This is a genomic window from Alicyclobacillus mali NBRC 102425 (assembly GCF_001570745.1).
Classification (GTDB): Bacteria; Bacillota; Bacilli; order Alicyclobacillales; family Alicyclobacillaceae; genus Alicyclobacillus; species Alicyclobacillus mali.
Genome location: NZ_BCSG01000025.1, coordinates 18194 through 28985, shown reverse-complemented (window position 1 = coordinate 28985; position 10792 = coordinate 18194). Strand labels below are relative to the sequence as shown.

The window sequence follows — 10792 nt, the reverse complement described above, 5'->3', positions numbered from 1 at the left end:
CGGACCGACTGGGCCCGCGGGTTCGAGCGCCATCCTTCCGTACGCGTCCGGGCTGCCCGTCGCGTTGACGACCGTGGCTGGCGGGCTGGTGGGCACCACGAGCCTTGTCGGATTCGGCAGCTCGGTGACGGGCGTCACGCTGCTTGGCTCCGGCCAGATCGATCTCACGGGCGCCGGGGGGACGCTGCTCAACTTCGCGTTCTCCATGCCGCGCGATGGGACCATCACGTCCATCGTCGCGTACTTCAGCGCCACCGCCGCCCTGAATCTGCTTGGCACGACGGTGACCATCACCGCGCAATTGTATGAGTCGACGACGCCAAACAACACGTTCTCGCCCATCGCCGGAGCGTCTGTCACGTTGACACCTCTCACCGGCACCATCGCCGTGGGGCAAATCGCCACCGGAAGCGCCACGGGGCTTTCCATCCCGGTCAGCGCGGGCACGCGGCTTCTGCTCGTCTTCTCCGCGACGGCAAGCGGCCTGTCCCTCGTGCAGACCGTCGCAGGTTACGCCTCAGCGGGCGTTGCCATCAGTTGACCAAGGCTCGGAGACGGTCGAACTCCCTCTCAAGGATTCGGCCGTCTCCTGCCCGCGCGTTGCCAAAGGCTATGACCCGCAATCCGCCCCGAAGGTGTCCACAGATGGTGGGCCGGATCGCGCTCGACGCGGGAAACGCGCGACGCCGGCCCCCGAAGATCCTGCAGGGTCTCCTCCGCGGGCCTGGCCGACTGGCCCAGATGGTCACACACCTGCTCCATCCGATCAAGAAGCTCTTGTTTCGCGCGTCGCCAGGCGCCGCTCAACTCCGCGATTCCTGCGTCATCCACCCGCAGATCCACGAGTTGAAACAGGCGGCACAGCACAGACACGCATTCCCAGGCTCCCGTCGAACCGCGGTCCCGCCGCCCGCCTGCCGCGTGGCCGAGAGCAAGCTCGAGTGCCTCGCATTCCCAGCGAAACGCCTCCCAGTGAGCCGCGTACATGGCGAGCCGCGCGCGTGCGTCCTCTTCCGCTCGCGGCCGGGAGTTCCACATTTGTCGACACAAGCGCACAAGGCGCTCGCGAAGACAGCGCAGCGATTCATGATGCACCAGCGCCGTGAGCTCTGTCGATCCGGCATTCGCGCGCACCGCGGCGGCCAACAGGCGCGCGGATGCCACCTCCAACTGAGCGAGCCGCTCCAGAACCATAACAGCCGATGGAGCGTCTGAATGCGACGCGACGTCCTCTATTCCTCGCAGCATTCCCGAGCACCCTCGCAGGGCAGCATTCTCATCACCGCGTCGAGCTTCATCTGAAGCAGCAATTCCTTGCGAATGAGTGTACGGAGCGTTCGCTCCACAGCCTCGTTGACACACAGGAGTTCTTCCATCGACAGTTGCGGATCCGCCACCGCCTTCTGCAACTTCTCGCCCTCGGCGTTCAGAATGTGGGCCAGCCCCAGCTCCTCCATCGCGATAGAGGCGAGCAAGAGATGAACCACCTGTTCCCTCGTCAGCTCGATGTCCGGCCGAATGTCCGGAATATTGGGCATGGACACAGCGCATTCCTCCCTCCCTCCACCTGTATGCAGGCCATCGCCCAAGCGCGCCAGGCGGACGCGCGCCTTCGCGCGACGGTCGTCCGCCGCATAGGGTAAAGGTGCAACCTGGGAGGAATGCGCATGGCCACCTGGTCCCTTTGCATGATTGTCCGAAATGAGGAGGACACGCTTCCGCGCTGCCTCGCGTCCGTCGGCGATCTCGCCGACGAGATCATCGTCGTCGACACGGGCTCGACGGATCGCACATCTGAAGTGGCCCGATCTTTCGGCGCGCACGTGCACCCTTTCACGTGGCGCGACGACTTCAGCGCGGCGCGCAACTACGCGTTCAGCCTCGCGACAGCCGACTACATTTTCTGGCTCGACGCGGACGACGTCATTCGCGCAGAGGACTTATCCACATGGAAGGCCCTGAAGGCCTCGCTCGATCCCGGCGTCGACGCCGTCACTGCCTGGTATCACCTCGCGTTTTACGGCGACGAGCCATCGTACAGTTCCCGACTCGTGCGCCTGGTGCGGCGAACAGCCGGCTTTCTCTGGCGCGGCCAGGTGCACGAATACCTGGAGGTCCGAGGCAACGTGCTCCACGCCGACGCGGCCGTCTGTCACCGCCCAGTGCGACGCGACGCGGACCGCAACCTGCGCATCTACGAGGCGCGCATCCGCGCCGGGGAGTTGCTCGGCCCGCGCGACACGCTCTACTACGCGAACGAGCTTGTCGATCACGGCCGGATTGTCGAAGCGATGCCCCAGTACGAGGCGTTCCTCAAAATGCCTGACATATGGAAGGAGGACGCCATCTTCGCGTGTTATCGGCTCGCGGATTGCCACCTCCGGCTCGGTCAGCAGGAGGAGGCGCGCATGGCCGTGCTGCGGTCGTTTCTGTACGACGCCCCCCGTTCCGAGGCGTGTTGCCGGCTCGGACACGCGGCGCTTGAACAGGGCGATCTCGAGGCGGCGCTGTCGTGGTATCGGCTGGCCATCCTCTGCCGCCGCCCCCCGGGCTTCCTGGGCTTTCTCAACCGCGCCTGCGAGACCTGGCTGCCCCATATCCAACTATGCGTGATTCTCGCGCGGCTCGGTCGCATCCGGGAGGCTTACGAGCAAAACGAATGGGCGGCGAAGTTCCTCGGCAGCGAAGATCCGATGATTCTCCACAACCGCACGCAGCTCGCCGCAATGCTCCAAGCATCTGAGGGCGCGTGACGGGCATACTCGCCGCGCGCCCAAGGCTTACTTCTGCACGGGCTGCAGGTGTTGCATGACGATGGCGGCCGAACGCGCAAGCCCTATTCTCGCAACTTTCACGCAAGGTCCATTCCGCGGAACACCCCGGTTGACAGGGCACCGGAGCTCAGGTGTCATGGTAGCAAACGCATCGGGGAAATTCGGCGGATCGGGAGGATGCGCATGGAACTTGTCCAGCTCAAGTACTTTTTGGCGGTCGCGGAGCACCAGAGCTTTCGCCGCGCCGCGGACGCCATCCGCGTCTCGCAACCCGCGCTGTCGCGCGCCATCCAGAAGCTCGAGGGCGATCTCGGCGCGCCGCTCTTCGTCCGCACGGCGCAGGGCGTGCGCCTCACGCCGTGCGGCGAGGCGTTTCTGCCTCACGCTCGCCAGGCACTCGCCGAGGTGGCCGCGGGCGTTCGCAAGGTCGCCGAGCTCACGGGCCAGGCCCGGGGCGTGCTCCACGTCGGCCTCATCTACTCGCTCGGGACGCGCTTCCTCCCCGACGTCATTCGCACGTTCACGCGCACGCACCCCGGTGTGACCGTCCGGCTGTCCGAAGCGCCAACCCAGAAGCTCTTGCAGCAGCTGGATGCTGGCGAGATCGACATCGCGTTCTGCACCCCGCAGCACGCGCCGCACCTCACGCTCATCGAAATTCTGCAGGAGGAACTCGTGGCCATCGTCCCCCCGGATCACCCGCTCGCGGCGAAGGACCAGTGTCACCTGTCCGATCTCGCCGACGAGCCGTTCGTGGCCTACGCGCGCGAAAGCGGTATCCGCCACGTGATTGAGCGCTATTGCTCCGAGGCAGGATTCGCGCCGCGCGTGGCGATGGAAGGCGTCGAGGATCTCACCGTGGCGGGGCTCGTGGCCGCGGGCGTCGGCGTCGCCGTGGTGCCGCGCCACGCCCAGCTCGCCCAGTTACCGGTCCACATCCTCCGGCTGCGCGAGGCTTGCAAGCGGTCCGTCCACATGGCGTGGCACAGCCACGCGACGCTCTCACCTGTCGCCCGCGCGTTCATCACCTTCGTCAGGCGCATGTGCGCGCCGTGATGGCCCGAAAGGCATTCGTTTCAGCCCGCGGAGAATCCAGCGCAGGCGCGTCTCCCCGCGTTTCCATCCAAGCCCGGCGACCTGTTACACTGGGGATGGACGTTTCAACGACGGGAAGGGGACTTCACGTGGAAATTCGCCGCTTCGTCATCTCGCCCATCCAGTCCAACTGCTACGTGCTTGCCGAGTCGTGGGAGCGCGGCGCAAACGCTGTCGTCATTGATCCGGGCGATCTCGCCCTGGATCCCGTGTTTTCATTCATCGACGAGGTGGGCCTCAAGCTCGTCGCCAACTGGAACACGCACGGCCACTTTGATCACGTCATCGGCGTCGATCATCTGCGCCAGCGGTACGGCGTGCCGTCATATCTCCACCGGGACGATCTCGTCACATGGAACCGCGCCCCGCACTGGTACCGCGCGTACCTCGCGGACGATGCGCCGGATTTGCGCCAGCCGGACGCGTGGCTGCAGGACGGCGATGAGCTCACGCTCGGCGACGAGACGTTCACTGTGTGGCACACGCCGGGGCATTCGCCGGGGAGCGTTTGTTTCGTCGGCAAGCGCGTCGTCTTTTCCGGGGACACGTTGTTCGCAGGCACCATCGGGCGCGTGGATCTGGAGGGATCGGATCCGGGGGCCATGCAGGCGTCGCTGAAGCGCATCCTCCAATGGCCGGATGAGCTGGAGATCTACCCGGGCCACGGGCCCGCGACGCGCATGGGACACGAACGAAGACACAACCGATTCCTGCTGGAGGTCATGCAGGGTTGAGAAGCATCGAGGCGGAGCGCATGCTCCGCCTCGCCCCTGTCATTGAATGGGCACTTTGGCCGCCGAAGACGCGCCCAGCTGGGCATTCGGGGACGGGATGGGGTCGAGATCGGTCAACAGGAACGCGTAGCTCAGCACGCCAATCAAGAGGATCACGGCCGCGCACAGGAACGCATCCATGAACGATCCCGTCGCCTGCACAATGAAACCGGTTACAATCGGAGCAAGAATGCCCATTGCATTGTTGCCGAACGTGAGAAACCCCGTGAGGACGCCCACCGTGCCCCTGGGCGCGATGAACGTCGGAATGCTCATCGCGATGGACGAGGTGCAGACCAAGGCGCCGAGCGCGATGGAGATGAAGAACACGGCCCAACCCGGCGAACGCGTGTACGCTGCGCCGATGACGGTGAGCCCGAGGAGCAAGCACACCACGAGCACGCTTTTGCGCACCCGAAGCGGATTCCTGCCGCGCTTCACGAGCCAGTCGATGAGAAAGCCCGCGACAAACAACTCGGACGCGAACCCGACGAGCCAAGGAATGGCCGCGAACCAACCTGTCTTCAGCACCGACATGTGCATCTGGTCCTCCAGATAGCCCGGAAGCCAGGACAAAAAGAGCCAGAACGAGTAGGCGTACGCCGCGAATCCGATGAACACGCCCCACACCTTGCGGTAGCGCAACAGATGGCCCAGATTGCGCCACAGCCCGCCTTCCGCCTGGCCTTCCTCCTGCGATCCGCCTTCCTCGATGAACTCGAGCTCTTCCCGCGACAACCGCTTGTCTTCGCGCGGATCGCGGTACATCGCCCAGTAGATGAACACATACACGACGCTCAGAATGCCGGTGGCGATGAAGCCACCGCGCCAGCTCCACTCCGTGATGGCGAACGCCAGAAGCGGCGCGCCAATCGCGCTCGCGAGCTTGGATTCCGAGTCGTACAGGGAAACCGCCCGCGCGCGCTCCGCGACGGGGAACCAGTACCCCACGGACTTCACGGCCGCCGGGAAATACGGCGCCTCGCCGATGCCAAGCAGCACGCGACCGAGCAGGAGCAGACCTTGCCCCGTGGCCACCGCCGTCACGAAGCACGCGATGGACCACAAGACCATCCCCAGGCGAATGACCCACTTGACGCCGATTTTGTCGAGCAAGGCACCCACCGGAATTTGCAACAGCGCGTACGACCAGCTGAAGGCCGAGAGCACGATGCCCATCTGGCCGGCCGTCAGGTGAAACGTACCCTCAATCGGCTTCGTGGCCATCGAAGTGGCCGACCGGTCCAAGTAGTTGACGATCACGCCCACGGCGATCAGCACGCCGATCCACCAACGCCGGTGTTTCACGCCATCTCCTCCTCTGTCTCACGGATTAAGCAGAACGCCATCTCGCCTCTTCGAGCGATTGCAGAAGCGCCGGAAACCCCCGCCCCCCAAAGTACTCGAGCGACACAAATCCCCGATATCCGCGCGCGGCGAGTTCGCGCAAGACGCGGTCGTTGTCCACATCTCCCGAGGGATCGAATGCGGAGACAGGAACGCTCTGATACCAAGCCTGATGATTCCAATGATAGTTCTTGCAATGCACGTGCCGAACGGTTGGGTACACCTCCCGAAGCACGTCGAGCGGGTCGAGGTGGTCCGGGTTAAAGTTGGCAGCATCGAAGATGAGGCCGAGATCTCTCCCCGGAACGGAGTCGAGCAGGCTGCGAAGGCTGGCGAGGGAATCGGCGAACGTCTGGTAATGGGTCTCCACGAGAAGGTCGGCGCCCATGCCCCGCGCGATGACCCGCGCTTCGACCAGCGCGGCGAGCGACTCGTCCCACAACTCCGGGCTCGCCTGGCGCGAGGCGAGGTGCCCGAAGAAGGTTCGAATCGCGGACCCGCCAAGCGCGGAGGCCATTTCAGCATAGCGGCGAATGTCGCGCACGTCGGCGTCGCGATCGCGCGGGCTGCGGGAGAAATAGGTGTAGCCGCTGATGACCGGCACCGCGAGTCCTTCATCGGCGAGCTGGGAGGCGAGTTCCTCGAGCGCCGACGGGCCGCGCGCGGCGTAGGGCTCGAGATGGCCCACCCAGATCTCCAGGCCGTCCACGGGGACGCCGGACCTCCGCCAGCCGCGGACGAGCTGCAGGATGTCGTCGAGGGACCTATCCTTCATCCCGGTGGTGCACACGCTCCACTTCATCGCGATGCGCCTCCTTCGAAGGCGATGAGCGCCTTGCCCGGCTTGCCGGAAAGCGCGTGATGGTACGCCTCGGCGTATGCCTCGAGCGGCCACACGCCCGCACACAGCTTGTCGAAGGCGTGGCGCAGGTCGGGATCGCCGTTCATTCGCGCGAGCGCGTCCACGAAGTCCTGTCGGACGTAGATGATGGACCCGAGGAGCGACGCCTCCTTGCGGACAAACACTTGCATTGGGAGACGCGCCTCCTCCGCCAGACCCAGCGCGACGATGCAACCCCCTGGTTGCACGCACCCCACGGCCGTGGCGATGGCGTCCGGCGCACCCGCGGCCTCAATGACCACCGCGTAGCTATCGGGCGCAAGCTCCGAGACGAGCGACGTCCGCACCCCGGGCACAATCCCTCGAACGAACGCCAAGCGATCCTCACGCACGTCCGCCGCTGTCACTCGGGCGCCGAGCGACCGCGCGAGCATGGCGCAGAGCGCGCCCTCCGTGCCGCTGCCCAGGATAAGCACCTCATCGCCCGCGTGAACCCGTGCCCGGTGGACAGCGTGCCACGCCACGGCGAACGGTTCCACCATCGCGGCCTGCACGTCGCTTACCACGTCTGGCACCGACACCGCGTACTTGGCCTCCGTCACCCAGTCCTCGGCGAATCCCCCCGGCGCGTTGATGCCAATGGACGCCTTGCGCTCGCACACGTTCGTCTGCCCGCGGCGACAAGGCGAGCATTCGCCGCAATACGTGTTGGGGATGATCACGACGCGATCGCCCGGCGCAAGATCCACGCCTGCCCCCACTTCGACGACGCGGGCCACGAGTTCATGTCCAGGGCGGACGGGATACGTAGCGTGACGCAGGTGGCCGTGATACACCTTGGTATCCGAGCCGCAGATGCCGCCCATGATGGTGTGAAGCCGCACCTGACCGGCTCCCGGCGATCCCGCCGCTTCAGCTTCGCACAGGTGCAAGCGCGAAGGCGCTTCCATCACCAGTTGTCGCATGCGTGTTCACCTCGATCTCGCTCGCACTTCCCCGGCCGGGTTGATTTGAATGTACCATCCGCAGGCGCAATGGCGCCAATACCATTCTTGCGCACGGGTGATGCACAGCGGTTATCGGCCTGCCGCGGATCAAAAAGGCCCCTGCGGCGGGGCGTGCGGAGCCGCAGGGGTGAGTGGGAACTGAATGGGACGGTTGCGAGGCTTCAGTGACGAATCAGGTAGTCGAACGCGCCGAGCGCGGCGGTCGCGCCGGAGCCCATGGAGATGATGATCTGCTTGTACGGAACGTTGGTGCAGTCGCCCGCCGCAAACACGCCTTCGACGCTCGTCTGGCCGCGGCTGTCGATGACAATTTCGCCAAACCGCGTCTTCTCGACGAAATCGCCGAGCCACTCCGTGTTCGGCACGAGGCCAATCTGCACAAAGACGCCCTCCAACTCGACGACCTGCTCCTCGCCCGTGGCGCGATCGGCGTAGCGAATGCCCGTCACGCGCTCCGTGCCGAGGATCTCCTTCGTCTCGACGTTTGTGAGCACGGTAACGTTGGACATACTGAACAGCCGCTTCTGCAGGATCTCGTCCGCCTTGAGCTGCGGCAGAAACTCGAGCACCGTGACGTGCGACGCGAGGCCGGCGAGATCGATGGCCGCCTCGATACCCGAGTTACCACCGCCGATCACGGCCACGCGCTTGCCCTGAAACAGCGGGCCGTCGCAGTGCGGGCAGTAGGCCACGCCCTTGGTCTGCAACTCCTTCTCTCCCGGAACGCCCAGGTTGCGCCAGCGCGCGCCTGTCGCGATGATGACCGTCTTCGACTTCAGGGTCGCGCCGCTCTCAAGGTCGAGCTCGATCAGGTCACCTTTTCGCAATTGTTTCGCGCGTTGAGATTTGATAATGTCGATATTGTAGTGACGGACATGTTCCTCAAGCTGAGCGGCGAACTTCGGCCCTTCGGTGTACTTCACGCTGACGAAGTTCTCGATGCCGAGCGTGTCGTTCACCTGGCCGCCGAACCGATCCACCACGATGCCGGTTCGGATGCCCTTGCGGGCAGCGTAAATGGCTGCGCTCGCGCCCGCGGGGCCGCCGCCAACCACGAGGACGTCGTACGGTTCCCGTTCGCTCAAGTCGGACACGTCCGCCTGACTTCCGAGCTTCGCGAGAATGTCCTCCACCGACATCCGACCGCTCTCGAAGAATTCCCCGTTGAGGTACACGGTCGGCACGGCCATCACGTTCTTCTCTTCCACTTCCGACTTGAACACGGCGCCGTCGATCATGGTGTGCCGAATGTTCGGATTCAGGACGCTCATCAGGTTCAGTGCCTGCACGACATCCGGGCAATTGTGGCAGCTTAGGCTGACGTACGTCTCGAATGCGTACGTGCCCTCGAGGCTCTGAATCTGGCGTATGACGGACTCATCCACCTTGGGCGGCCGGCCACTCACCTGGAGCAGCGCCAGAATCAGCGAAGTGAACTCGTGACCAAGTGGCGCACCGGCAAAGACGATGCCTGTATCCTCGCCTGGCCGGTTGATGCTGAAACTTGGCTTGCGCGGAAGCTCCGTCTCTTCCACGTGAATCTTGGGCGACATCGATTGCAGTTCGTTCACGAGCTCCATCATGTCGCGGGAGGCGTCGTCGGACCCGGGGGAAACCCGGATCACGACGTCGCCTTCCATGAGCTCGAGATACTGTTTCAGTTGCTCTCGAATTTCATCGTCGAGCACCATGGTCAGGCCAACACCTCCTCAGATCTTGCCGACGAGATCGAGGCTCGGCTTGAGCGTCTTCTCGCCTTCCTTCCACTTCGCCGGGCAAACCTCACCCGGGTGATTGCGCACGTACTGTGCGGCCTTCACCTTTGGAATGAGCGTCGAGGCGTCGCGGCCGATGCCATCCGCCGTGATCTCGACAGCCTGGATGACGCCGTCCGGATCGATGAGGAACGTGGCGCGCTCCGCGACCCCCTGGTCCTCGATGAGCACGTCGAAGTTGCGGGAAATCTCGTGCGTCGCGTCGCTGATCATCGTGTACGTGATCTTCTGGATGGCCGGGGAAACGTCGTGCCAAGCCTTGTGCACGAAATGCGTGTCGGTCGAAACGGAATACACTTCCACGCCGAGCTTCTTCAGCTCCTCGTAGTGATCCTGCAGGTCCTCCAGCTCCGTCGGGCACACGAACGAGAAGTCGGCGGGATAGAAGCACAGGATGCTCCACTTGCCCAACAGATCTTGATCCGTCACCTCAATGAATTCGCCGTTGCGGAAAGCCATGGCCTTGAAAGGTTGAATTTTCTTTCCCACCAGGGACATCGACGATCATCCTCCTTCGTAAAATAGATGCGCAGATGTATGTCCTCCGCTGGAGCGGGATGGACCATACTCGGGCTCGTCTCGCGCCGCGCGAGAGCTTTGCAGAATGAGAACGTTGAATTATAATCAACTCGTAACGAGTTGTAGTTTAGAATCGTTCTCATCTAGGTGGCATTATAAAAAAAGCAATGGCGGTTGTCAAAGGGGATAGAATCGAGTACAACGAACGCATGAAAGGAGGGGGTGACATGCAGGCTCCGAAGGACGCCGTCCACCTCTTGAAGAATGCCGGCCTGCGCGTGACCCCGCAGCGAGAAGCCATTCTTCAGTTTTTGCTGGACTACAACGGTCATGCGACCGTGGACGATATCTACACGTCGCTCCAGGACCGCTTTCCTAGCATGAGCGTATCCACGGTCTACAATACAGTGAAGCAACTGTCGCAAGTGGGCCTTGTGAAGGAGATTGGCGTTGGCGACGGCGCAAGCCGGTTCGACATCAACGTGGAACCTCATCATCATTTGGTCTGCACCCGGTGTGGCGCGCTGTTCGACTTCTATCTGGAGGAACCCCTTCGCGTCTCAGTTCCTCGAGAAGCCGAGGGATTCGAAGTCGAGGACTACCACGTCGAGGTGCGCGGCATCTGCCCGCGGTGTAAAAAGCAGCAGGTATCGTGACAAGG

At 63.8% G+C, this 10792-nt stretch carries 12 protein-coding genes; 5 read left to right on the top strand and 7 right to left on the bottom strand.

All coding sequences use genetic code 11. The annotated features are described in order from the left end of the window. Positions 1–541: exosporium glycoprotein BclB-related protein (locus AMA01_RS09685; RefSeq protein WP_305765081.1), on the top strand; the 541-nt coding region annotated here is incomplete at its 5' end. A 29-nt stretch (positions 542–570) separates the two neighbouring features. On the opposite strand, the gene AMA01_RS09680 is transcribed toward AMA01_RS09685, so the two are convergent. Together AMA01_RS09680 and AMA01_RS09675 are read right to left on the bottom strand one after the other, a co-directional pair. Continuing rightward, positions 571–1248: a hypothetical protein gene (locus AMA01_RS09680; protein WP_067850423.1), complete on the bottom strand. Its 678-nt coding sequence runs from the start codon at positions 1246–1248 to the stop codon at positions 571–573. Next, positions 1233–1538, bottom strand: a complete 306-nt coding sequence (locus AMA01_RS09675) for a hypothetical protein (RefSeq protein WP_230088089.1) — start codon at positions 1536–1538, stop codon at positions 1233–1235. Before AMA01_RS09675 ends, AMA01_RS09680 begins: the two co-directional genes overlap by 16 nt. Before the next feature lie 129 nt (positions 1539–1667). On the opposite strand from AMA01_RS09675, the gene AMA01_RS09670 reads away from it, so the two are divergent. The 3 genes from AMA01_RS09670 to AMA01_RS09660 all read left to right on the top strand — a co-directional run bounded on the left by AMA01_RS09670 (position 1668) and on the right by AMA01_RS09660 (position 4603). Next, positions 1668–2753 (top strand): glycosyltransferase family 2 protein, encoded by a 1086-nt coding sequence (locus tag AMA01_RS09670; RefSeq protein ID WP_307188453.1) that lies wholly within the window; start codon positions 1668–1670, stop codon positions 2751–2753. A 204-nt stretch (positions 2754–2957) separates the two neighbouring features. After that, a complete protein-coding gene (locus AMA01_RS09665) occupies positions 2958–3830 on the top strand; it encodes a LysR substrate-binding domain-containing protein (protein ID WP_067850417.1) in 873 nt (290 codons plus the stop codon). 128 nt (positions 3831–3958) lie between these two features. Beyond that, positions 3959–4603 carry an MBL fold metallo-hydrolase gene (locus tag AMA01_RS09660; RefSeq protein ID WP_067850415.1) on the top strand — a complete coding sequence of 215 codons (645 nt, stop codon included), beginning with the start codon at positions 3959–3961 and terminating at the stop codon, positions 4601–4603. Between the two features lie 39 nt (positions 4604–4642). On the opposite strand, the gene AMA01_RS09655 is transcribed toward AMA01_RS09660, so the two are convergent. The 5 genes from AMA01_RS09655 to ahpC all read right to left on the bottom strand — a co-directional run bounded on the left by AMA01_RS09655 (position 4643) and on the right by ahpC (position 10110). After that, complete coding sequence (locus AMA01_RS09655; RefSeq protein ID WP_067850413.1) at positions 4643–5950, bottom strand: MFS transporter; 1308 nt, start codon at positions 5948–5950, stop codon at positions 4643–4645. 25 nt (positions 5951–5975) lie between these two features. After that, the gene (locus tag AMA01_RS09650) at positions 5976–6791 is read right to left on the bottom strand and encodes a sugar phosphate isomerase/epimerase family protein (protein WP_067850411.1); all 816 of its coding nucleotides are present in this window, start codon (positions 6789–6791) and stop codon (positions 5976–5978) included. Beyond that, positions 6788–7795 (bottom strand): zinc-dependent alcohol dehydrogenase, encoded by a 1008-nt coding sequence (locus AMA01_RS09645; protein ID WP_067850409.1) that lies wholly within the window; start codon positions 7793–7795, stop codon positions 6788–6790. The genes AMA01_RS09650 and AMA01_RS09645 overlap by 4 nt, the downstream gene beginning before the upstream one ends. A gap of 203 nt (positions 7796–7998) precedes the next feature. Further along, positions 7999–9528: an alkyl hydroperoxide reductase subunit F gene (gene ahpF, locus AMA01_RS09640; RefSeq protein ID WP_067850408.1), complete on the bottom strand. Its 1530-nt coding sequence runs from the start codon at positions 9526–9528 to the stop codon at positions 7999–8001. 18 nt (positions 9529–9546) lie between these two features. Beyond that, a complete protein-coding gene (ahpC, locus tag AMA01_RS09635) occupies positions 9547–10110 on the bottom strand; it encodes an alkyl hydroperoxide reductase subunit C (RefSeq protein ID WP_067850406.1) in 564 nt (187 codons plus the stop codon). Positions 10111–10358: 248 nt separating this feature from the next. On the opposite strand from ahpC, the gene AMA01_RS09630 reads away from it, so the two are divergent. Then, positions 10359–10787, top strand: coding sequence for a Fur family transcriptional regulator (locus AMA01_RS09630; RefSeq protein WP_067850403.1), 429 nt, complete (start codon positions 10359–10361; stop codon positions 10785–10787). Positions 10788–10792: the final 5 nt, after the last annotated feature.

Coding starts and splice junctions, on each gene's coding strand:
- AMA01_RS09680 (WP_067850423.1), bottom strand. CDS start 1,248: ATGCTGCGAGGAATAGAGGACGTCGCGTCGCATTCAGACGCTCCATCG.
- AMA01_RS09650 (WP_067850411.1), bottom strand. CDS start 6,791: ATGAAGTGGAGCGTGTGCACCACCGGGATGAAGGATAGGTCCCTCGAC.
- AMA01_RS09675 (WP_230088089.1), bottom strand. CDS start 1,538: ATGCCCAATATTCCGGACATTCGGCCGGACATCGAGCTGACGAGGGAA.
- AMA01_RS09630 (WP_067850403.1), top strand. CDS start 10,359: ATGCAGGCTCCGAAGGACGCCGTCCACCTCTTGAAGAATGCCGGCCTG.
- ahpC (WP_067850406.1), bottom strand. CDS start 10,110: ATGTCCCTGGTGGGAAAGAAAATTCAACCTTTCAAGGCCATGGCTTTC.
- ahpF (WP_067850408.1), bottom strand. CDS start 9,528: ATGGTGCTCGACGATGAAATTCGAGAGCAACTGAAACAGTATCTCGAG.
- AMA01_RS09645 (WP_067850409.1), bottom strand. CDS start 7,795: ATGCGACAACTGGTGATGGAAGCGCCTTCGCGCTTGCACCTGTGCGAA.
- AMA01_RS09670 (WP_307188453.1), top strand. CDS start 1,668: ATGGCCACCTGGTCCCTTTGCATGATTGTCCGAAATGAGGAGGACACG.
- AMA01_RS09665 (WP_067850417.1), top strand. CDS start 2,958: ATGGAACTTGTCCAGCTCAAGTACTTTTTGGCGGTCGCGGAGCACCAG.